This is a genomic window from Veillonella rogosae JCM 15642 (genome assembly GCF_002959775.1).
Lineage (GTDB): Bacteria > Bacillota > Negativicutes > Veillonellales > Veillonellaceae > Veillonella > Veillonella rogosae.
This window is the reverse complement of record NZ_PPCX01000003.1, coordinates 1-21431: the sequence shown is the minus strand read 5'-3', so window position 1 is coordinate 21431 and position 21431 is coordinate 1. Positions and strand designations below refer to the sequence as shown.

Here is a 21431-nt window from a genome sequence, read left to right as displayed (position 1 = left end):
GGTTAGCGAGATACATCGAGAGCATCGCGCAACGCATCGCCAATATAGTTAAATAAAACAACAGTAATAAAAATGGCGAGCCCTGGATAAATTAACAGCCACGGCGCCGTTTGTAGAAAATCTCGGGAGCTCAACAAAATAGCGCCCCACTCTGGATCTGGCGGTTGTACACCGATGCCGATAAGTGAGAAACTCGCTACCAAGATGATAGTCTCCCCTAGATGTTGAATAATAACAATTAATAATGGAGGCAATACATTCGGCAAAATATATCGACTCAGGATTCGTAGGTTCGAAGCACCCGACATGCGAGCAAAGGTAATATACTCTGCATGGCGTTCAATCTGTACGAGGCCTCTCGTGATACGGGCATATTCTGCCCATTTAGTAATGCACAGGGACAGGATGACATTCGTAATGCTTGGCCCCATAATACCGATGAAAGCAATGGCAATAACCATATTCGGAAACCCTAGTACCAAATCAATTAAGCGAGATAACCAACGGTCGATACGCGGTGTAGAGAATCCTGCCAATCCGCCAATAACGATACCGATAGCACCACTGATACCGATAATGGTGAAAGCAATGCCTAACGAAGCTTTACCGCCATAGAGGATGCGAGACCAAACATCTCGCCCTAACTGATCAGTACCTAATAAGTGAGTACTGCTTATGTCTTGTAAGCGGTCTGCCACACTAGTCGTCTCCGGATCAAATGGTGCTATATAAGGAGCACATAGGAAAAATACAATCCATAGAGCTGCTAATACCAACATAGCATATAAAGTGTAAGGCTTTCGTCTATTCATAGGAGCCTCCTTTTATAGCGGCTCTTCGTTTTGGATTTAGCCAAATACTCAAAACATCGATAATAATATTAATCACGATGAACACCATAGTAATCCAAATAATGTAGCCTTGCATCAAAACATAATCGCGAGCCATAATGCCTTGCACCATCATGTAACCAAAGCCTTTTATGGCGAATACCATTTCAATAACAGCAGATCCACCTAGCATGGCACCCATCGTTACCCCCATCATGGGCAATAACATAAGGCCTACATGGGGGAAGATATAACGGGTATACACCATCCACTCAGGTAGCCCCAAAGCGCGAGCCCCTTGCACAAAAGGCTGACGAGATACTTCCAAAATGGCATTGCGCAATCGACGAATGTAGAGACCACAGATCCACAAAGCAAGGGTAACTGCAGGCAATACATAGGCAGCAAAGCCCTTTGTATTGGTCACAGATACGAGCTGTAATTTGACACCGAATAGATACAATAGCAGTAGGCCTACCCAAAAACCCGGGATAGCTAAAGCTAAAAACGTAACTAAACGGATACCATGATCCACCCAAGAATCCTGATATTTTGCAGCTAATATACCAAGAGGGACAGTTACAGCGATACCTATAACAAGTGCTAACGATACAAGACCTAATGTATTCGGTAAGGCACCACCTAAAATCGTAGCCACTGGCAAAGCATACAGAATAGACTCACCAAAGTCTCCTTGTACAATTTGACCTAACCAACGTAAGTATTGCTGCCACCAAGGATCATTGAGCCCTAACTGCTCTCGTATCTGTGCAACCACAACGGGATCAGGAGTAGCCCCTAAAAGATTATACTTCATCGACACAGGGTCGATAGGAGATAATTTTATCAATACAAATGTACCGATAGTAACCACCAATAAAATACCTACAATACTTGCTAAACGTTGCAATATTAATCGATACAACACATCACCTGCCTTCTTTATCACAAAATAGCCCTGTTTATATTATAACATTTATTCTCATTTCTATATATCCGTATAGCTATATCAGAATGATTTTCATTATGAAATTTTTGCATACCAAAACTAAAACGGCCCCTCATGAGAGGAGCCGCTTCTTATATAACCCTTACAGTGTCCATGCGAGTGCTTCACCACAGCTCGCATGCCTATCCCACTAGGCTGGACTGTTATATTATTTTGTATGTGCTTTAGGTGCTACAGTGTTAGCAATAATAGCCTTCGCCATGTCGCGAGTTACAGGACGTTCAAAGTACATCGCATGGTTTTGACCATCTTTTGTCCAACCAGCGAGGTATACCATTTTTTCGCCACCTTTGAAAGTAACCTTTGTACCGTTTACCTTTTCTGTAGCTGTAACGCGATAATCGTTATAATTACCACTGATATCACCTGTTGCATTAGCTACGCGATAAATGATACGTTTGCCTGCCGCTTGGTTCCGCGTTGCATCCTCACCAGCTTGGTAAACATACACAACTTGCAAAACATCTTTATTGATTGTGCTTACAGACTCAATATTATAGCCTACAGGTAACACTTTAGGCAATTGAGGCATAATATTCATGTATTTAGCGGCTTCATCAATAGTAGCGAATTCATGAATTGGGCTTGGCATACCCACCATTGGAGCTGCCTGTTCTGCAACTACAGGTTTAGCTGGATCTGGTTTTACATCTAAAGTACCTTGTGCACCAGCAACAGTGTAAGAACCTACACAAGCACACGCAACTGCTAGTAATACAAATTTTTTGACCATGGGTATAATCTCCCTTCGCGTAACATAAAAATTATTAAAAACACATTTATTTTGTATGTGATTTTTCTTCAACAATATTACGGATAATAGCCTTCGCCACATCTCGTGTAACGGGACGCTGAAATTCTAAAGAGTGATTTTGTCCATCTTTCATCCACGATGCAAGATAAACCATTTTCTTACCACCTTTGAAAGTAACCTTTGTACCATCTACACTTTCAGTTTCTATAACCTTATGAATCTTATGGTCATCGCTGATATCACCTTTTAATTTAGTAGATGTACGATAAAAAATAAGAGCACCACCGGCTTTATTTACGTACGGATCTATACCGGGTTCATACACGTACACAACTTGTAAAATATCTTTCTCAATAGTAATGACAGATTGAATATTAAAGCCTACAGGCAATAGCTTTGGCATCTGAGGTCTAAACCCTATATATTCAGACGCTGCTTCTACAGTGGTAAACACATGTACAGGACTTGGCATAACAACGCCAGGAACAGCTGCTTCAACAGACATTTCTAAGGGGCCAGAAACTTTAGTTTGTGCATCCATAGCATCTTGACCCTTAACAACTCCATAGGTACCTATACAGATGCAAGCTAACGCCATCAAAAAAGATTTCTTTAGTAGTGAGGTCATAATAATATGCTCCACAAAATACATTTTGTAAAATTATATTTATTAAAATATGCTTAATAAGTATATCCTAAATAATTGGGGAATTCAAGTAATATTCATAATATATCGATTTTTATTAATATAGGTAAATAAAATCATTTATCAACTATGATATGACTAGTTACTTTTACCCAAAACATCAAGTATTAAGCTATTTCTTATGTACCATAAAGCCTGCCGCTTGTTGGTTTGCCATGATTGTCACATCAGAGATTTGTAAGCGTTTAGGTTGGTTAGTAACATATAATACAACATCGGCCACGTCTTCTGGTTGAACAGCCTCAATACCAGCATATACAGATTTAGCTCGTTCCGCATCACCGTGGAATCGTACTTCACTAAATGGAGTTTCTACGATGCCTGGTTGAATGGTAGTAACCTTAATATCTGTAGCTATGGTATCCATGCGAATGCCATCGCTTAATGTCTTTACCGCCGCCTTTGTAGCGCAGTACACTGCACCATTAGGATATGCATAAATGCCTGCAGTGGAGCCCATATTTACAATATGACCTTCATTTTTATCAATCATAAAAGGTAGTACTGCTTTTGTTACATATAAAAGGCCTTTCACATTGGTATCAATCATAGTCACCGCATCATCAACAGCACTATCTTGGAAAGGATCAAGCCCTTGTGCAAGACCCGCATTATTAACGAGCACATCGACGCCACCAAAAGCCTCAATAGCAGCAGGAACCTTACTTTCCACACCCTCGCGACTACGCACATCAAGAACTAAAGTCTCAACACGCACTCCATATTCCTTAGATAAACGAGCCTGTACCTCGCCCAATAACTCAGCACGACGACCAGAAATCAACACATTATCGCCATGCTTTGCATAAGCCTCAGCAATACAAAGACCAATACCAGACGTTGCACCAGTGACAAAAACATTACGAGCCATAAAAGCCTCCTTATTATCAATCCGTTTTATTCTATCAAGTTCATTATACCATTATGAAAATCAAAAAACGCTACCCTACTACCTATAAACGATGGAAATATTGTATACATAGATGCCTCCCCACTCCTCCAAATGACATATTGGCGCATCTGTATGTAAGACGAAAATATTTGAGCTCTACTACAGCTAGAAAGCAAATAGGGATACCTATTCGAAGCCGCCTTGGGCGCTACGCGTACCCATGAAGGCTGAGGATAGGTATCCCTATTGTTTTATTTAATTTGATTAGTAGAGCTCAAATACGCTAGCTTTTATTTCAGATGCGCCAACATATCATTTAACACTTCCATGCAATCCCCTACGATGCCATAGTTAGCATGTTGGAAGATTTCTGCGTTTGGATCGTTGTTAATAGCCACGATTGTGTCAGCACCGGAGATGCCGCTCACGTGTTGGATAGCACCGGAAATACCGAATGCCAAGTATAGTTTAGGGCTTACAGTTTTACCTGTTTGGCCTACTTGGTATGGCAATTCAATCCAGCCTTTTTCAACGAGTGGACGTGTAGCACCTACTACGCCGCCAATAGCTTCAGCAAGTTCGTAAAGTTTATCAAAGTTTTCTTTAGAACCCATGCCGCGACCACCAGCTACGATGATATCTGCTTCTTGGATATTGTAACCATCTTTGCCGAATGGAATGAAGTCAAGACGCTTCATACGAATGTCTTCAGGTTTAAGGTCGAATTGTTCAACTTGAATACGGCCCCAGCTATCTGCAATACGCTCTGGTCTTTTAAATACGTTAGGACGTACAGAGCCCATTTGTGGACGATGGTTTGGAGAAATGATTTCCGCCAAGATGTTGCCGCCCAAAGCAGGACGAGTCCATTCTACAAGGCCTTCTGCAGTATCTACAGTCAAGATTGTACAGTCTGCTACTACGCCGTTTTGCATGCGACCAGACATACGAGGTGCCAAGTCACGACCATTGTTAGTAGCGCCGATTAAAATTACATTAGGCTTATGATCTTTGAAGAAGTCAGTTAATACTTTTGTATAGCCATCAGTTGTATAGTATTTCAAAAGAGGGCTTTCAAAAACGTGAACAATATCAGCACCATGTGCTACGAGTTCTTCTGCTTCGGATTGAACATGTTCGCCAAGTAACATAACTTGAACGAGTTGGCCCAATTCCTTAGCGATACGGCGAGCTTGGCCAATCAATTCATAAGTAACCGGATGCACCACATCATCGATGGTATCGGCTACGACAAAGACGTCTTTATAATCATCAAAATTTGTCACACCCATTACCGGTCACCTCCTTTGGAACCTTCATCACCTTGAGCGGCAGCTACCGCTTTAAAATCGCTGGCGGACACACTTTCAACAGTGGCAGCCCGTTGTGCAGGATCTTTAACATCAACACCTTCATCATTAGGTTCCTCAGCCGCAACAGGTGCGTCGCTTGGAACTAATAGATGAGCAAATTTTTCTGGCTTAATATTGTACGCCAACTCGAGAACCTTTTTAGAACCTTCTTCAACATTTGGAAGCATTTCAACTTTACCGCGAAGAGGTGGTTGGTATACCTTACGAACGCGCGTAGGGGAACCGTTAAGGCCGATACGGCTTTCATCAATATTAGGCATATCACGCAATGTAATATGGGAAATTTCATAACGTTTCGCGTAAATAGAGCTCCAGAGACCTGGTTGACGTGGCTCGTTAAGCTCAGCTGTAGCCGTTACTAATACTGGCAATGGCACTTCTACGATTTCGTAACCATTTTCGTGCTCCCGTGTTACAGTTGCTTTTTGAGCCGCTGTATCTACAGCAAATTTACAAGCATACGTTGCTTGCGCCATACCGAGTTCTTCTGCAATTTGAGGGCCTACTTGTGCAGTATCGCCATCGATAGCCTGCTTACCGCAGAAAATGATTTCAAATTGACGATTCATTGTCTTTTGAATATGACGGATAGCAGATGCAATAGTATAACTTGTAGCCAATGTATCAGCGCCACCGAAAGCGCGGTCTGTAACAAGTACCGCATCATCAGCGCCGAGAGATAAACATTCGCGAAGAGCATCCTCAGCTTGAGGAGGACCCATCGCCAATACCGTTACACGGCTACCTTCATGTTCGTCTTTTACCGCAAGAGCTGCCTCTAACGCATGCATATCGTCAGGGTTTACAATACTAGGCAAGCCTGTGCGGATGAGATTATTCGTTTCCGGATCCAGTTTAATCTCAGATGTATCTGGAACCTGTTTGACACATACTAATAACTCCATACACTCACCCCTGTCTAAATTCTACGCCCTTAGCGTTACGCGGATATTTCCAAGTTTTTACGATAGTTTCGCCACAGAGAACACGGCAAGTACCGCACTCTAAACAACCAGCGAAGTCAAAGGCCAAATCGCCATTTTCTTGTAATGTATATAGACCAGCAGGGCAGCCATTGACGAGTTTCATTTTCTCTTCGCGGCTGAAGCCAGCGCCATCCACAAGGATATGAGGAGACGTTTCATCTACATAATATTTATTGGCGCCCAAGCGCTCTTCTAATTTCATAGGGAACGCACCCCTTTCAATGCATCACGAATCAAGGTTACAAGGCCAACGTCACCAACGCGACCCATTAATTTTTTCAACATCGGAACAGCACCGTCACCGTTTACAGTGAATACATCGCGCATCACATTATTCACGAGAGCTGGATATTCCTTGAATATACGAGGATTGGATGCAAGGAAGTCAGGCATGTTTTTATACAATTTCAAGTCTTTATGCAACCAAGAATTTTTGATTTCACGTTCATATAGACTAGCAATGCGTTCCATATTTTCGTCGCGCAATGCCACGTTAGCAGCAGCTGCGGCACACATGCCGGATTCGATGGCAAGGTCCATCCCACGAATAGTATAACCAAGGTTCATACACATACGCGCTGCATCGCCAACGATAATATAACCATTGCCGCCCAATTGTGGCATTGCTTTATAACCACCTTCTGGTACTAGATGAGCACTATGTTCTTTCAATTGACCATTTTTCAACAATGGTGCAATTCTTGGATGACTTGTGAAAGCTGAAAGCATTTCGTCTACAGATTTATTAGCTTTGCCGATATCTTCAAGACCTACAACCATACCTACGGAAAGGCTTTCTTTATTAGTATAAATAAAGCCACCGCCTAATAAGCCGTCAGTCATATCTCCCAATGTAAGCCATGCCATACCTTCATCACCAGATAGCATGAGGCGATTTTCAAGATCATCTTTCTTAAGTTTATATACTTCTTTAACGCCTACAGCCATAGTACTTGGATCTGTAGGGCCTGTTAAACCAGCTTTTTCCAATAACAATGTATTGGAACCTTCTGCGATAACAACTAGTTTTGCATACACTTCATCATCATGACAGCGAACGCCTACAACGCGACGGTTCTTGCCTTCACCTTCAGTGATAAGGTCTGTAACTTGTACGTTAGATACGAGGAGAGCACCTTTTTTCTCAGCCTCACCTGCGAGCCATTTATCAAATTTAGCACGCAATACTACGTAGGATTCCTCATTAGGCTTCCCATCTTGATTACTATACTCAATAGTAGTCATTTCATTGCCAGTGCCAATAGAAATACGTTCTTTTGTCACTTTACGTTCCAATGGTGCACGTTCTCTAAAGTCCGGTACAAGACGTTCTAAAGAATGTGTGTAGATACGTCCACCCATCATATTTTTAGCGCCTGGTGCGGTGCCACGTTCGATAAGTAGTACTTTCGCCCGTTGTTCTGCGAGACGCAATGCCGCCGCAGAGCCCGCTGGACCTGCACCAACGACGATGACATCAAATGTTTCATTACGATCAATTGCCATATACTCAGCTCCTTTAAATGAAAGCTTAACTTACATAAGTTCATACAGTATATATATATTCTCTACGAAGAGGTAAAACACCTTTAAAAAAATCGGCAAAAAAATAAATATATTCTATATTTTACGAAATTATGCTATATAACACTCTATAGGATGTATATATAATCATTATAAGCTCATACTATTTCACACTAAGATTTTTAATTAAGTGCAATAAAATTCATCAATTCGTGAAATTTATAAGTTTTTCTAGCTTTCACAGTGAAAGTAGCGTATGATAAAAGTAGGAAAAACCCTATACGGAGCAAGACGCGTATAATACGACCGCATAATGCAAGTCCACGGTCAAGGTTAGGAACTCGTTATTTTTTAAGTAAGAGGAGGCCCTATGGACCCGTTAAGAATCTTGAAAGCATTATCCAATCCGCATCGGTTAGATATTATATTGTGGCTAAAACGCCCAGAGCAAGAATTTGGTGTACAAGTACACTCTAAAACTCTTATCGATTTTCCTAACAGTGTAAGCGTTAAGAGTATCCAAAAACGCTGCGGTGTATCTCAATCGTCTATTTCTACATTTATGAGCATCTTAGAAAATGCGGAACTTGTAGAATCTCGTAAAATCGACCAATATACCTACTTCCGTCGTAACGAAAAGGTAATTCGCGATTTTGGTGAATGGTACAATAAAGAAGTATCGATTCAGTCTGATCAGGTTGACAGACTGTTAGAAACGGTTATCTTAGAAGACACTTCGTATCCAACAACAGAGGAAAGCTCTATGCCTAGCGAGCAGCTCGCAGCCGAATTGCATACTAAGGGACCACATCATGAAGAAAAAGGAAAATAATTCTCCTTCCCTATGTATCCTACCTAGGGATAAAACAAAAAGAAGCTATAACATCTAGTCTTATAGCTTCTTTTTTATTTTAACCCGCTCCCTTATGCGACGAAATACATCGGCACCAGAGTATCGAATTTTGCTTTCTTTTGCTGCAGAATCAGCTTCATCCAAGGCGTACTCAATAGGATCTGTTAATGCTGAATATTGTTCAATACTCATTAACACCATAGTTCCATATCCATTCTTAGTTAAAAATACAGGAGAATTTGTGGTAATAACGATTTCTTCAACTTCCGGAAATTTATTACGCAAGTCTGATACAGGTCTAATATTAATCAATATATACACCTCCTTATATCATAATTCTATCATTATTTTATTGAATTTACTAATAGTATTATATTAATTAACAATTCAAGTAATAAAGCCCTCCAACTGGAGGGCTCTTTATATTATGATTATATTTCTGATTGTTAGCGTTGTGCTTCGTAAGCTCTAAATAGTTTAGATAACAATTCAGGCGCCAAGCGTAATAAGTCTGGATTTTCACAGAAGGATATGCGCAATTGTGTCTTACCTGGGTTATCATCGCCTTTTTTACCGCTGTAGAAACCATTGAGCGGTGCCATGAGAAGTGTGTATTCTTGGCCATCATCGAGGCTGACTGCTCCGTGTTCGGCACACCAAGAGGCAAACTCTACACCATCAAAGCCAGGTTTAGCCACCTTGCGTACGTCGATGACAAAGTAGATAGACGCTTCAGGACGAGATACGATAAAGTCCGGCTCTACCTCTTTGAAACCTTGGTGAAGTTCAAAGATCATTTGACGGTAGTAATCGCGTTGTTGCTCATACCAGTTGTGTAATTGTGCGTAGGACTCGTGCTTCAACGCGCCAAAGATATATTGGCCCAATGTGTTAGCACTAAGGTTTGCTGTATATTCAGCAACAGATTTTTCGTAGCACAATTTATTATCGGTAATGATGGCACCAATGCGTAGGCCACAGGCATTCCAAACCTTACTTGCCGTTTCAAGACTGATACGGCGACCTTCGATACCAGGCACATCTTTATCGGTTAAAGCCCAGATACTAGATGTTTCTTTCCCTTTTTCATAAGCCAATTCACGGTATGCTTCGTCAGAGATAATCCACAAATTATGTTTAACACATAGTTTAGTATATTCAATCAATGTTTCCTTACTGAATAATTGACCAGTTGGGTTATCGTAAGGAATGATGAGCAATGCGCCCGGTTTTGTATCGATAATGCGTTGCTCTACAGTTTCAACGGATGGTAATTCAAACTCGCCATCTTCATTAAGCTCACGCTCAACAGTAACTGTTTTACGGCCAATGCGAAGGCCTACCGCATCATAGTTTGTATAAGATGGGTTGAACATCAAAAGAGGGCGTTCCTCTTCGCCTGCACCACCACATACGCCAAGCATGATGATTTCCATCGCCATGGATGCACCGTCTGTTACGAGTACATCAAGACCAGTTGTATCAAAACCTTGGCTACGTAAAATGTGAAGGAATGCTTCGCGACATTCATCAGTCCCCGTAGTTGGTACGTATGGCACGATGCCATTATGGAACGGGCTATTCACACCGCCCAAATTGAACAACCTACGCTGCATGGCGGGATGCATAGGACGCATTACATTACCAATAGAACCATTCACCAAGATAGGCGGGTTCTTACGTTCCAAGAATTTAATTTGTCCTAAGCGAATGCCAGACGGCTTGCGAGCCATCATATACGGCGACAATTCTGGTTGTTTCATTTCGATCCAACTCCTCTAAAAATAAACCTCCTCAACAAGGAGGTTTTGATAACTGTGAAAGTAACAAAACACCTACTATACAAGTAAATAACTGATACATCACAAAGCAAAATCAAAAACAATTACATAGATATATATAGATACATAATATTATAGAGCTTTTACTATAGAAAATCTATAGTTTTATAACACATACTTATGTACATATGCCTAATTTATTGACTATTGAAAATAACTCTCATAGTGTTGTACTACTATACCACGATAAATTAATGTAAAAATGAAAGAGCCTAACGAAAGGCTCTTTCAGAATGATGATTATTATACGGTATATAACTATTAATAGTCTATAAAGGTATACATCCATCTACCATATTAATATATTAACGTTCATATACGAATTGCGCCATGTTATATATGCCGCGGCCAATATGGTATGTCTTAGCCATCATGGCTTCATTAGATATAATAACGACCTTTTTGTTCTTAATGGCCTTAACGTTTTTAAGAGCCGGATCATTATAGTAGCTATTAAGTACCGCATCACGGTTAAATCCTGCAGCTTTCACATCTGCGGGTACAATAATCACATCGGGATCGACCTTGATAAGATCATCCTTTTTACCCATGTAGGACCATTTTACGCCTGCCTTAGTCGCGGCATTGTCTACATTTACATATTTCAACATGTCTTGAATCATTGTGTCTGGCGCCCCATATAAGCCATTTTCATTATAAACAGCAACGGTCTTTTTCGGGTCATCACGGCGAGCAAATCGCAAGGACTCTGTATCGCGGATGTAGTTCATCATCGTCGTAATGAGGGATTCAGCTTTATCAGCACGGCCTAACAACTGTCCTACACTGCGCGTTTGATCCTCTACCTCTTTTACCGTCTTAGGCGCTCTAAGAAGTGCTACCTTTACGCCTGCCTCACGCAGTGGCCTAACGAGATCTGTGGTACCATCATCGTCCTCTACAATTACAATATCTGGTTTTAATGCAGCGATAGCTTTCATATCAAGGGCTACCCGCTGCTTTACGCCATTAGACGATTGATACGGCGCCGCAGTACTAGCCACCACCGAGTCACCAGCTAGTTCAGACGCAAGGTCCGCTGCATTGGGACCAACGGCTACGATGCGTTCCGCCTTGTGATCGAGTATGACCGTCTCGCTGGTACCGTCCACCATTTTATAAATGCCCTTTGAGCTCAACATACCAAAAATGCCACCGCTTGTGAAAGCATTCCAAGACTTGTACATGCCCATAATGGCTACGACCAAAACGCCACAGAAGATGGCTAATACTATTAATAAACGCTTTAATTGCATACTCTCTCCTCATAGACTGTCAGATCTATATGCAACACGATTACATATAGACTCTGCTATGCATTAACTCAACAAACTACTTTCACCATAAATCATATAACTATATAGATAGCCTACTATTCATCATGGCTCACTCTTATATTTAACGATGCCCTCATAGGTACTAGGACCATAGAGCCATTTTGCCATTTGTTCCATGGCCATGAAAGCTTTCCAGGAATAGCTCATCACAAATAGTTCCTGAACTGGATAGACATAGCCTTTTTTAACAGCCGTTACATTTTGTAGGTCTGGATCGTTCATAATGGCATCAATATCTTGCTTGTAATCTGGTAGTTTATCGATAAAACGGGTAGGCACAAAAATAACATCTGGATTAATGCGAATCAAATCGGCTTTTGTCCCCATAGATTGGTTCATATCTACCGTCGTTTTATGATCTCGGTACCACCAAACATCAGATAACATATTAATATCCTTGCCACTTTCTGTTATCACAAGGTTTCCTGCTCCATCAATACCGTGCACCTGTTCAATCATATCCCGAATGATACCCGACCGATATACGCCGTGAGAGCTATTATATAAAGCAATAACGGGTTTCTTATCCTTTTCGTGAGGCTCTACAAGTTTCTTAACGTTACGTCTAGATACAATAAACTCACGTTCGGAATCTTCATCCTTGAAAATCTTTCCTATTGTTTTAGTGGCTAAAATAATATCATTAAAGCTATCTTTTTTCGTATACACAAAGACAGGTATGCCTGCAGCGCGCAAGGACGACACAAGGCTAGGAGGTGTAGAATCTGGCGCTACGACCACGTCTGGTTCGTAGGATTTAATGGAGTCTACTGTTAACTCTACACGGCCATTAACATGAGTAGAACCGGAATAAGGAGATCCATCTGTAGCCACGATATAGGGCTCTCCACCAATAGCGCCCATAATATCTACCGTACTTTCACCTATAGTAACGACGCGACGTACATAATCAGGGATAGTCATCACTGTATGTTGACTATCCTCAATCTTCCGTTCATTCAGAGACGTTAATAATTTACCTACAGTGCCATGTCGCGGTATCACATCGCCCAACAAATCTGGAGCCAAAGCGATAAATAGGCCAATGAGTATAAGAATGCCTAAAAATATATAATTGAACATAATCCATTTTAAGGCTCCAAAAATGCTTCTCTTTTGATTCATAAGCGCCCCTCTCTCATCTGCAACTTACGATTAACCGAATATTTATAGCTTTAGTATACAGTATCTATTGTATGCGGTCTATACAAGAAAGAGGACCAAGCTTTAGCTCAGTCCTCTTGTATTTATAATATATGAAGGATAATCTGTCTTATTTAGATTATCCTTCTACACAGCCTACAGTCACGCTGTATGCCTGCTTATTTTTAGCATTAAACATTATTAATTTAGCTTTAAACACTATTATTTTTTAGCTTTATCTGCTTTTTTATTGTCTTTTGCTTTTTTATTTTCTTTTATCTTTTTAGGTTTTTCCTGTTTAACCTTAGCTGGCTTTTTACCATTAACGGCAGCCCCTGCAGGTTTCACAAAAGCATTGTTAAGGTTTGTCGCCACTTGTAATGCTACATCTGCATTTGGCGTAGTGACGATGTTTTGGCCCGCAACGGTTACTGTGCCACCATTATAAGATGCAGAACCTGGTGTCACTTGATTGTTGTGGTACATGCGAGCTAATTTGCCGGCCATGTAGAAAGCGCGTTCTTCCCCTGTATAGCGTCCACTAGCAGCTGGAGTATAGATATTATCACCATTTACATAAACAACGCCTTTAGACACGTTTACGTGGTTTCCAGAGTATGTGTACATGCGATCAATATTATTATTCACCCGATCTGTTAACTTAGGATGGTTATTAGGCGCCACTACTTGTGAAAGCCCTTCACGATAGTGTTCCCCTACTTTATTGCGAAGTACAAGCATAGAACCGGCTGCACCGCCCACATTGTAAGGAGATTCGCTTAAGATTTGGAAGCCCAACTCATCGGCTGCTTTTTCTTGGCTCATTGTAAACACTTGGTTAGACAAGTAGTTACCTGCTACGTTGGATAAAATGGCAGCCCCTTCGCTACCACCCGCAGCGATGCCTACCGCGGTAGATAAGCCAATTTGTTTTTTAGCGCCATTGATAATATCTTTGTGCTCACCATGTGCAATTTCATGGGCCATTACGTACGCCAATTGATCATCATCAAGCGTATCTAAAGCACCTTTGTTGATAGACATAACACGGCCAAGCGTTGCAAAGGCATTGAACTCCTCATCAGGGTTAGCATATACAACGTAAGAACGTTTTACACTCGGCGTAGCCTCTAACGTTTTCATAATGCGATTTACACGTTCTTGAGCTGCACTATCGTTCAAATAACCTGTTTTTTCTTTTGTACGAGCCAAGCTTTCTTTTTGGCCTTGCTCAGAATTATCCATTTTATTTAAAGCAGTAGATACGTAAGCCATAGCAATAGCGCCACCAGCTAATGATTGTACTGCGCTAGATGCAGCTTGTACAGGAGCTGTTTGCATGATTGCCGGTGTCATAGTCACCACCATAGCGACAGATAACGTAGCCGCTGTAAGTTTCTTGTTCATTCTATTAACCTCTCATATTACTCAATTCTCTCAATATATAGATACTACTAACAATAGTATGTTACGTATTGTAACAACATCTTCATACTCTCAATCACAGTATTTGCACACTAACCCTATCTTATATGTTTAGCGTAAATACAAAATGAATAGTGGAACAATTAATCATATATTTATTAGTACAAAGCCCTAATACGAACTTTTTACTAAATATAATAATTGCTCTATTCTTTTACTTTATATAATAATTATTCTATTCCTTTACCATATATAATAATTGTTCTATTGATACTATCTATACTAACAGATTAATAGTTCTATTCTTCTACTGGTTTTGCTGAAAGCACAACGGCTTCTTTACCATCTTTAGAAACAGCAGCACCATGGGTATAGCCCACAACATCAAAGCCCGCCTCAGCGCACTGCTCTGCGATGCTTTCATAATTTTCATTCTTGCCACGAGTACACGTAGAAAGATGAACTGTAGTAACACCTTTTTTCTTGAAAGACTCGATTTTCTTGGCAAGATCGCCACCACTATGGGTGAAACCTACCAACTCAATATCCTCATCTGCATAACGCTCAAAGGAATCTGCTTTATTCATAAATGCTTTTAAGCAACCGCCACAAGAACAGCGCTGCATTGTATCCTCATTCACGAGAACCGCAATTTTCTTAGTCATAAGACCTCCTATGAAAATATAGTATGACCTTAAGTATACCATATCTATAAGAAAAAAACGTATCTTAAAGCACGCTCATTAATGCTAATTATAGATAGGTAAATTGAGGACACAATCATAAAATTTTGGGTTCCTAATCTCTTCTTTTACCTGCACCATCAAATTAAATAAGCAACGATTCAAATGAGTCTAGTGAAAGTCATAACAATAAATGATATAACTTGATTTCTCCTATTTATAGACCCTTAAGGATAGTTAAATACTTTAAGACTTGAATAGTGATTACAAGCCTAAAGAATTATGCTCATTATTTCTTTAAGCTACAAAAGATTACCCTCATATCTATATAGTAAAGATAAGAATTTGGATAAGCAATCACTTTAAAATTGAGGTTTGAACGCATATATGCTATCATAGAAGAAAGAAGGATTGGGATGGAGAAACCTAAGTTTGAGTTCTATACAAGACCTAATGGACATAATGAATTTCTAGAATTTTTAGAATCACTTACTGAATCTGATTCGGATAAAATGTTTTCATTAATACATAAAATCCAGGATTCAGGATTGTTAGTTGCTCAATATATGCAGTGGGTAAAGAAAGTGGATAAAAATCTATATGAAATCCGTCTTAAATGTCCTAATAGTATTCAAAGGGCATTATACTTTCATGTAATTAATAATAGATATATTATTACACATGGATTTACTAAGAAAACGCAGAAAACACCTAAAAGAGAGATAATTCATGCCAAACAAATTAGGCGCGAGTTTGAGGAGGAATATTATGCCAACAATTAAATTTGACGATTTTCTGAAAGAACAATTAAAAGATCCAAAGTTTAAAGCCAGATTTGAAAAAGAATCGGCTAATCTAGAAAGTGCTATAGTTATTGCAAAAGCTCGTGAAGCAGCCGGTTTAACACAACGTGATTTAGCTGAAAAATCTGGTGTCCCTCAATCCACAATTGCAAGAATAGAACAAGGTGCAAATACAAGTATTAGTACTCTCTGTAAGATTGCATTTGCTTTAGATAAACAAGTAAAGATAAGTTTAGTATAAGAAGACCCCCTATAAGCTAGTTAACGTGACTTATAGGGGGTGTATCTTTTCTTGTAGCGTAAGGTTTACGTATTACATAATATCTTCTTCGCGGCCAAATTTACCGTTTATGTATTCCCCATAAGCGAGGAGAAGCTCTGTTTTATTTGTCATAACATATGGCCCTTGTTTTACCACTGGTTCATTAAGTGGTTCTCCAGCGAGAACGAAGATTTCAAGACCTTCATCACCAGACTCTACCTCAAAGCGCTCTCCATCATTGTTGAAAAGTACAAAGTCTCCAGATTCTATGCTTTCACCATTGGCACTGCCTGTACCATTAAGCACAAGGAAGCCTGTATTCCAAGTCATATTCTCAGAAATAGAGATCCATGAATTAGGTTGAAGTTTTAATTTGTAAATATTCATCGGTGTATGGGATTTAGCAGGACCTGTTATATGTCTGAAAGCACCTGTGTAAACGATGGCATCAATTGTTTCATCAAGAGATTGATACCGCCCCATTGTAGTAGCAGGTATATATTGATATGCAGGTGCATCGTTTTTATGACGTTCAGGTAGATTTACCCATAATTATAAAGCATGGAACAAACGTCCCCGCTTTGCATATTCTTTTTCATGAGATTCTTTGTGCAAAACACCACTGGCTGCAGTCATCCATTGCACATCACCAGAGTGAATAACACCACTATTACCAGCTGCATCTTTATGTTCAATGGAGCCGGAAAAAGAAAATGTTACCGTTTCAAAGCCTTTATGGGGATGTGGAGTGACACCTGTATCAAAAGGACTGGCCTCAAAATAATATGGCTCGTTATAGTCGAGTAACAAAAATGGAGACATACGATCAAGCATAGGTGACTTATCGCCATCAGGGAAGTACTGACGTACTCTAAATCCATTGCCTACCCAATGAATATCAGGAGCTTTAATAATTCTTTCAATTGTTCTTACAGGATTCATTCTATCACCTCTTAATCGAACAGGATTCATAATAGTTGTATTATATATGAATGATTGCTCATATATCTTAATACTATTATATTTATTTTTTTCGATATGTCAAGGGTGGGCTATTAGAATAGTAATTTACATAGTCCCAAAAATTACTATCCATAGATAATACTTGTACAACCTTGGCTGGAGACGGCTCTAGTAGGTATGAAAGCTGTGCTCGTTAGAGCACAAAAATAGAGGGCCAACCCTTTAGGGTTGACCCTCTATTTCGTCAATCAGCGAGTTCTTATGTACGGTTCTTCCCTCCAGGATACTGGGTGTTCGTCGCTGTGGATGGCCTTATGTAGCTTCGCTACATGTCCATCTTACGCTCCGAACTAAGCGATGCAGTGAATCTGTCGTCGCTTCGCTTCTCCATCTTCTACTGCCCTGCTCACCAGGTACCCTGGGAGGATAGGAAGCCATACAACAAAAAAAGACACACCCTCAGGTGTGCCTTTAAGCAATCAGCGGCTTCCTATCCTCCCAGGCCGTCTCCAGCCAAGTACTTTCGGCGTTTATGAGCTTAACTACTGTGTTCGAGATGGGAACAGGTGGATCCTCATAGCCATCGCCACTGAATCTGTCAGAGTTTGTACTCTGAAAACCACATAGAAGTATATATATTTGTTTGCACATTTCTGCTTAATGTTTTTGTTTAAGTAAAGCCCTCGATCTATTAGTACCAGTCAGCTCCAAACCTCACGGCTCTTCCACACCTGGCCTATCAACCATGTCGTCTACATGGGATCTTACTAGCTTATGCTATGAGAAACCTCATCTCAAGGCTGGTTTCACGCTTAGATGCTTTCAGCGTTTATCCGTCCCGAACGTAGCTACCCAACTGTACCCTTGGCAGGATAATTGGTACACCAGCGGTTCGTCCACTCCGGTCCTCTCGTACTAGGAGCAGCCCCCTTCAAGTTTCTTGCGCCCGCGATGGATAGGGACCGAACTGTCTCACGACGTTCTGAACCCAGCTCACGTACCACTTTAATCGGCGAACAGCCGAACCCTTGGGACCTACTTCAGCCCCAGGATGTGATGAGCCGACATCGAGGTGCCAAACCTCCCCGTCGATATGGACTCTTGGGAGAGATTAGCCTGTTATCCCCAGGGTAGCTTTTATCCGTTGAGCGATGGCCCTTCCACTCGGCACCACCGGATCACTAAGCCCGACTTTCGTCCCTGCTCGACCTGTCCGTCTCGCAGTCAAGCTCCCTTCTGCCTTTACACTCTTCGAGCGATTTCCGTCCGCTCTGAGGGAACCTTTGGGCGCCTCCGTTACTCTTTAGGAGGCGACCGCCCCAGTCAAACTGCCCGCCTAAGACTGTCCGGCCGGTCGTTACTCGGCCCGTTAGAAATCAATTAATGAAAGGGTGGTATCCCAACAGTGACTCCTCTAAAACTGGCGTCCTAGATTCTACGTCTCCCACCTATCCTGTACATTCATTAACTAAGTTCAATCTTAGGTTGCAGTAAAGCTCCATGGGGTCTTTCTGTCCAGTCGCGGGTAACCTGCATCTTCACAGGTACTTCAATTTCACCGGGTCCCTCGTTGAGACAGTGCGCAAGTCGTTACACCTTTCGTGCGGGTCGGAACTTACCCGACAAGGAATTTCGCTACCTTAGGACCGTTATAGTTACGGCCGCCGTTTACTGGGGCTTCAATTCAGAGCTTCGACCGAAGTCTAACCCCTCCTCTTAACCTTCCAGCACCGGGCAGGTGTCAGCACCTATACGTCAGCTTTCGCTTTAGCAGGCACCTGTGTTTGTGGTAAACAGTCGCTTGCGCCTCTCTTGTGCCACTCATTCATGCTCCATGCGTTGCTGCTCTTCACACTACATGAGTCCTCCTTTTCCCGAAGTTACGGAGGCATTTTGCCGAGTTCCTTAACGAGGGTTTTCCCGCGCACCTTAGGATTCTCTCCCCGCCTACCTGTGTCGGTTTTGGTACGGGCGATGTGTCTCTACCTAGAAGCTTTTCTCGACAGTGTAGGATCAATCACTTCGTTACTATTGCTAGTAACTCGTCATCACATCTCAGCTTTTAGAGCTACGGATTTGCCTATAGCTCAACCTACCTGCTTAAACACGCACTTCCAATCGCGTGCTGACCTACCTTACTGTGTCACTCCATCGATCAAACGATTCACACCGGTACAGGAATTTCAACCTGTTGTCCATCGCCTACGCTTTTCCGCCTCGGCTTAGGTCCCGACTTACCCTGAGACGACGATCGTTGCTCAGGAACCCTTAGGCTTTCGGTGGAATGGATTCTCACCATTCTTTTCGCTACTCATACCGACATTCTCACTTCTCATCAGTCCACAACTCCTTACGGTACTGCTTCAGCCCGATGAGAACGCTCCCCTACCCATATACATTGCTGCATATGACACGACTTCGGTTTTACACTTTAGCCCCGGACATCTTCGGCGCAGAGTCTCTCGACCAGTGAGCTATTACGCACTCTTTAAATGGTGGCTGCTTCTAAGCCAACATCCTGGTTGTTTTGGAAACTCCACATCCTTCGCCACTTAGTGTAACATTTGGGACCTTAGTCGGTGTTCTGGGCTGTTTCCCTCTTGACAATGGACCTTATCATTCACTGTCTGACTCCCGAGTATAAGTATAGCCATTCGTAGTTTGACTAGGTTCGGTAACCGGTATGGCCCCTAGCCCGATCAGTGCTCTACCGCCTATACTCTCAACCTCGAGGCTAGCCCTAAAGCTATTTCGGGGAGAACCAGCTATCTCCGTGTTCGATTGGCATTTCACCCCTATCCACAACTCATCCCAAAGCTTTTCAACGCTCACGAGTTCGGTCCTCCACACAATTTTACCTGTGCTTCAACCTGGCCATGGATAGATCACTACGGTTTCGGGTCTACTATTACTAACTGAACGCCCTGTTCAGACTCGCTTTCGCTGCGGCTCCATGTTTTCCACTTAACCTCGCTAGCAACAGTAACTCGTCGGTTCATTCTTCAATAGGCACGCCGTCGTCCTGATATATATACAGACTTCGACTGTTTGTAGACATACGGTTTCAGGTTCTCTTTCACTCCCCGCCAGGGGTTCTTTTCACCTTTCCCTCACGGTACTATGCGCTATCGGTCGATATCAGTATTTTGGCTTGGAGGGTGGTCCCCCCTGCTTCCCACAAGGTTTCACGTGTCTCGTGGTACTCTGGATACAGTCCCATGTATGCAAGGTTTCGATTACAGGGCTTTCACCTTCTTCGGCTGAGCTTTCCAGCTCGATTCTTCTACCTCATTTACACTTGATGACTGTCCTCAACCCCGGTGCGGTTGCCCGCTCCGGTTTGGCCTCTTTCCCGTTCGCTCGCCGCTACTAAGAAAATCTCGTTTGATTACTTTTCCTCTGGGTAATTAGATGTTTCAGTTCCCCAGGTGCCCTCCTCATAGTCTAAGCTATGGGTGACAGTGCATAACCACTGCCGGGTTCCCCCATTCGGAAATCTACGGGTCAAAGGTTGCTTGCACCTCTCCGTAGCTTATCGCAGCTTACCGCGTCCTTCTTCGGCTGATATCGCCAAGGCATCCACCGTACGCCCTTAAAATCTTTACTTAAGATTTCATTGACATGCATTAGATACATTGTCGTTTATTTTGTAGCCGTACATTTTACATGTACGTCACCATTAAGTCAGAGAATTATTTCCTATGTGCTCGGGTCAACCTACTTAGAAATTCTAAGAGATGACCTTACAAATATATATAATTATCTTCTATGCAGTTTTCAAAGAACAATAACTGACTACATCTTGCGACATATTCATTTATGTTTGAGAGTCTTTACAGATCTCTCAAAACCGAACAATGTTAGGTTGTAAGTACAGCTAGCGCATATGCTACGTCTACTTACTGACCAAAGTGTCGACCTAAGTGACATCCAAGCTCTCGGCCTGGTGTATGTCTCCCTAGAAAGGAGGTGATCCAGCCGCACCTTCCGATACGGCTACCTTGTTACGACTTCACCCCAATCATCGACTTTACCTTAGACGGCTGG

General features: G+C 41.7%; 20 protein-coding genes and 3 rRNA genes. 3 read left to right on the top strand and 20 right to left on the bottom strand.

The annotated features are described in order from the left end of the window. Nucleotides 1-2: 2 nt before the first annotated feature. The 9 genes from VRHSUH09_RS02045 to VRHSUH09_RS02005 form a co-directional block, all read right to left on the bottom strand. Nucleotides 3-812 (bottom strand): ABC transporter permease, encoded by an 810-nt coding sequence (locus VRHSUH09_RS02045; protein WP_105081228.1) that lies wholly within the window; start codon nucleotides 810-812, stop codon nucleotides 3-5. Beyond that, nucleotides 805-1755, bottom strand: a complete 951-nt coding sequence (locus VRHSUH09_RS02040) for an ABC transporter permease (RefSeq protein WP_105081236.1) — start codon at nucleotides 1753-1755, stop codon at nucleotides 805-807. The genes VRHSUH09_RS02045 and VRHSUH09_RS02040 overlap by 8 nt, the downstream gene beginning before the upstream one ends. A gap of 232 nt (nucleotides 1756-1987) precedes the next feature. Continuing rightward, nucleotides 1988-2572, bottom strand: coding sequence for a hypothetical protein (locus tag VRHSUH09_RS02035; protein WP_054748564.1), 585 nt, complete (start codon nucleotides 2570-2572; stop codon nucleotides 1988-1990). A 46-nt stretch (nucleotides 2573-2618) separates the two neighbouring features. Continuing rightward, nucleotides 2619-3221, bottom strand: a complete 603-nt coding sequence (locus VRHSUH09_RS02030; RefSeq protein ID WP_105081227.1) for a hypothetical protein — start codon at nucleotides 3219-3221, stop codon at nucleotides 2619-2621. Nucleotides 3222-3411: 190 nt separating this feature from the next. Further along, on the bottom strand, nucleotides 3412-4170 hold the full coding sequence (locus VRHSUH09_RS02025; RefSeq protein WP_054748567.1) for an SDR family NAD(P)-dependent oxidoreductase: 759 nt from the start codon (nucleotides 4168-4170) through the stop codon (nucleotides 3412-3414). 311 nt (nucleotides 4171-4481) lie between these two features. Further along, nucleotides 4482-5483 carry an electron transfer flavoprotein subunit alpha/FixB family protein gene (locus tag VRHSUH09_RS02020; protein WP_009352014.1) on the bottom strand — a complete coding sequence of 334 codons (1002 nt, stop codon included), beginning with the start codon at nucleotides 5481-5483 and terminating at the stop codon, nucleotides 4482-4484. Next, complete coding sequence (locus tag VRHSUH09_RS02015; protein ID WP_054748569.1) at nucleotides 5483-6469, bottom strand: electron transfer flavoprotein subunit beta/FixA family protein; 987 nt, start codon at nucleotides 6467-6469, stop codon at nucleotides 5483-5485. Before VRHSUH09_RS02015 ends, VRHSUH09_RS02020 begins: the two co-directional genes overlap by 1 nt. Before the next feature lie 4 nt (nucleotides 6470-6473). Next, nucleotides 6474-6752 carry a ferredoxin family protein gene (locus tag VRHSUH09_RS02010; protein ID WP_105081226.1) on the bottom strand — a complete coding sequence of 93 codons (279 nt, stop codon included), beginning with the start codon at nucleotides 6750-6752 and terminating at the stop codon, nucleotides 6474-6476. Next, the gene (locus VRHSUH09_RS02005) at nucleotides 6749-8056 is read right to left on the bottom strand and encodes an FAD-dependent oxidoreductase (protein ID WP_105081225.1); all 1308 of its coding nucleotides are present in this window, start codon (nucleotides 8054-8056) and stop codon (nucleotides 6749-6751) included. The genes VRHSUH09_RS02010 and VRHSUH09_RS02005 overlap by 4 nt, the downstream gene beginning before the upstream one ends. 388 nt (nucleotides 8057-8444) lie before the next feature. On the opposite strand from VRHSUH09_RS02005, the gene VRHSUH09_RS02000 reads away from it, so the two are divergent. Continuing rightward, nucleotides 8445-8906, top strand: coding sequence for an ArsR/SmtB family transcription factor (locus VRHSUH09_RS02000; RefSeq protein ID WP_054748574.1), 462 nt, complete (start codon nucleotides 8445-8447; stop codon nucleotides 8904-8906). 60 nt (nucleotides 8907-8966) lie between these two features. Here VRHSUH09_RS02000 and VRHSUH09_RS01995 read toward each other — a convergent pair whose 3' ends face one another. The 6 genes from VRHSUH09_RS01995 to VRHSUH09_RS01970 form a co-directional block, all read right to left on the bottom strand. Next, nucleotides 8967-9248, bottom strand: a complete 282-nt coding sequence (locus VRHSUH09_RS01995; RefSeq protein WP_245875978.1) for a type II toxin-antitoxin system Phd/YefM family antitoxin — start codon at nucleotides 9246-9248, stop codon at nucleotides 8967-8969. A 125-nt stretch (nucleotides 9249-9373) separates the two neighbouring features. Then, complete coding sequence (locus VRHSUH09_RS01990; protein ID WP_054748577.1) at nucleotides 9374-10690, bottom strand: pyridoxal phosphate-dependent aminotransferase; 1317 nt, start codon at nucleotides 10688-10690, stop codon at nucleotides 9374-9376. Between the two features lie 383 nt (nucleotides 10691-11073). Further along, complete coding sequence (locus VRHSUH09_RS01985) at nucleotides 11074-12024, bottom strand: ABC transporter substrate-binding protein (protein WP_054748579.1); 951 nt, start codon at nucleotides 12022-12024, stop codon at nucleotides 11074-11076. A gap of 123 nt (nucleotides 12025-12147) precedes the next feature. Next, complete coding sequence (locus VRHSUH09_RS01980) at nucleotides 12148-13230, bottom strand: ABC transporter substrate-binding protein (RefSeq protein WP_105081224.1); 1083 nt, start codon at nucleotides 13228-13230, stop codon at nucleotides 12148-12150. A gap of 240 nt (nucleotides 13231-13470) precedes the next feature. Beyond that, nucleotides 13471-14655 (bottom strand): M48 family metallopeptidase, encoded by a 1185-nt coding sequence (locus VRHSUH09_RS01975; protein ID WP_105081223.1) that lies wholly within the window; start codon nucleotides 14653-14655, stop codon nucleotides 13471-13473. A gap of 317 nt (nucleotides 14656-14972) precedes the next feature. Further along, on the bottom strand, nucleotides 14973-15338 hold the full coding sequence (locus VRHSUH09_RS01970; protein ID WP_054748581.1) for a CGGC domain-containing protein: 366 nt from the start codon (nucleotides 15336-15338) through the stop codon (nucleotides 14973-14975). Between the two features lie 434 nt (nucleotides 15339-15772). On the opposite strand from VRHSUH09_RS01970, the gene VRHSUH09_RS01965 reads away from it, so the two are divergent. After that, the gene (locus tag VRHSUH09_RS01965; RefSeq protein ID WP_054748583.1) at nucleotides 15773-16138 is read left to right on the top strand and encodes a type II toxin-antitoxin system RelE/ParE family toxin; all 366 of its coding nucleotides are present in this window, start codon (nucleotides 15773-15775) and stop codon (nucleotides 16136-16138) included. Then, nucleotides 16125-16400, top strand: a complete 276-nt coding sequence (locus VRHSUH09_RS01960; protein WP_009352030.1) for a helix-turn-helix domain-containing protein — start codon at nucleotides 16125-16127, stop codon at nucleotides 16398-16400. The genes VRHSUH09_RS01965 and VRHSUH09_RS01960 overlap by 14 nt, the downstream gene beginning before the upstream one ends. A gap of 72 nt (nucleotides 16401-16472) precedes the next feature. On the opposite strand, the gene VRHSUH09_RS10540 is transcribed toward VRHSUH09_RS01960, so the two are convergent. From VRHSUH09_RS10540 to VRHSUH09_RS01940, 5 genes are all read right to left on the bottom strand, one after another. After that, nucleotides 16473-16904 (bottom strand): pirin-like C-terminal cupin domain-containing protein, encoded by a 432-nt coding sequence (locus VRHSUH09_RS10540; protein ID WP_245875977.1) that lies wholly within the window; start codon nucleotides 16902-16904, stop codon nucleotides 16473-16475. Nucleotides 16905-16973: 69 nt separating this feature from the next. Further along, the gene (locus tag VRHSUH09_RS10535) at nucleotides 16974-17363 is read right to left on the bottom strand and encodes a pirin family protein (protein ID WP_245875976.1); all 390 of its coding nucleotides are present in this window, start codon (nucleotides 17361-17363) and stop codon (nucleotides 16974-16976) included. 498 nt (nucleotides 17364-17861) lie between these two features. Next, nucleotides 17862-17978, bottom strand: a 5S ribosomal RNA gene (rrf, locus tag VRHSUH09_RS01950). A gap of 77 nt (nucleotides 17979-18055) precedes the next feature. Then, nucleotides 18056-20990: ribosomal RNA gene (locus VRHSUH09_RS01945) — 23S ribosomal RNA — on the bottom strand. A 356-nt stretch (nucleotides 20991-21346) separates the two neighbouring features. Further along, nucleotides 21347-21431: ribosomal RNA gene (locus tag VRHSUH09_RS01940) — 16S ribosomal RNA — on the bottom strand; the annotation flags it as partial.

What these genes read in the sequence shown, in the direction of transcription:
- VRHSUH09_RS02045 (WP_105081228.1), bottom strand. Translation starts at nt 812, where the DNA reads ATGAATAGACGAAAGCCTTACACTTTATATGCTATGTTGGTATTAGCA.
- VRHSUH09_RS02035 (WP_054748564.1), bottom strand. Translation starts at nt 2,572, where the DNA reads ATGGTCAAAAAATTTGTATTACTAGCAGTTGCGTGTGCTTGTGTAGGT.
- VRHSUH09_RS02030 (WP_105081227.1), bottom strand. Translation starts at nt 3,221, where the DNA reads ATGACCTCACTACTAAAGAAATCTTTTTTGATGGCGTTAGCTTGCATC.
- VRHSUH09_RS02025 (WP_054748567.1), bottom strand. Translation starts at nt 4,170, where the DNA reads ATGGCTCGTAATGTTTTTGTCACTGGTGCAACGTCTGGTATTGGTCTT.
- VRHSUH09_RS02020 (WP_009352014.1), bottom strand. Translation starts at nt 5,483, where the DNA reads ATGGGTGTGACAAATTTTGATGATTATAAAGACGTCTTTGTCGTAGCC.
- VRHSUH09_RS02015 (WP_054748569.1), bottom strand. Translation starts at nt 6,469, where the DNA reads ATGGAGTTATTAGTATGTGTCAAACAGGTTCCAGATACATCTGAGATT.
- VRHSUH09_RS02010 (WP_105081226.1), bottom strand. Translation starts at nt 6,752, where the DNA reads ATGAAATTAGAAGAGCGCTTGGGCGCCAATAAATATTATGTAGATGAA.
- VRHSUH09_RS02005 (WP_105081225.1), bottom strand. Translation starts at nt 8,056, where the DNA reads ATGGCAATTGATCGTAATGAAACATTTGATGTCATCGTCGTTGGTGCA.
- VRHSUH09_RS02000 (WP_054748574.1), top strand. Translation starts at nt 8,445, where the DNA reads ATGGACCCGTTAAGAATCTTGAAAGCATTATCCAATCCGCATCGGTTA.
- VRHSUH09_RS01990 (WP_054748577.1), bottom strand. Translation starts at nt 10,690, where the DNA reads ATGAAACAACCAGAATTGTCGCCGTATATGATGGCTCGCAAGCCGTCT.
- VRHSUH09_RS01985 (WP_054748579.1), bottom strand. Translation starts at nt 12,024, where the DNA reads ATGCAATTAAAGCGTTTATTAATAGTATTAGCCATCTTCTGTGGCGTT.
- VRHSUH09_RS01980 (WP_105081224.1), bottom strand. Translation starts at nt 13,230, where the DNA reads ATGAATCAAAAGAGAAGCATTTTTGGAGCCTTAAAATGGATTATGTTC.
- VRHSUH09_RS01975 (WP_105081223.1), bottom strand. Translation starts at nt 14,655, where the DNA reads ATGAACAAGAAACTTACAGCGGCTACGTTATCTGTCGCTATGGTGGTG.
- VRHSUH09_RS01970 (WP_054748581.1), bottom strand. Translation starts at nt 15,338, where the DNA reads ATGACTAAGAAAATTGCGGTTCTCGTGAATGAGGATACAATGCAGCGC.
- VRHSUH09_RS01965 (WP_054748583.1), top strand. Translation starts at nt 15,773, where the DNA reads ATGGAGAAACCTAAGTTTGAGTTCTATACAAGACCTAATGGACATAAT.
- VRHSUH09_RS01960 (WP_009352030.1), top strand. Translation starts at nt 16,125, where the DNA reads ATGCCAACAATTAAATTTGACGATTTTCTGAAAGAACAATTAAAAGAT.
- VRHSUH09_RS10540 (WP_245875977.1), bottom strand. Translation starts at nt 16,904, where the DNA reads ATGGGGCGGTATCAATCTCTTGATGAAACAATTGATGCCATCGTTTAC.
- VRHSUH09_RS10535 (WP_245875976.1), bottom strand. Translation starts at nt 17,363, where the DNA reads ATGAATCCTGTAAGAACAATTGAAAGAATTATTAAAGCTCCTGATATT.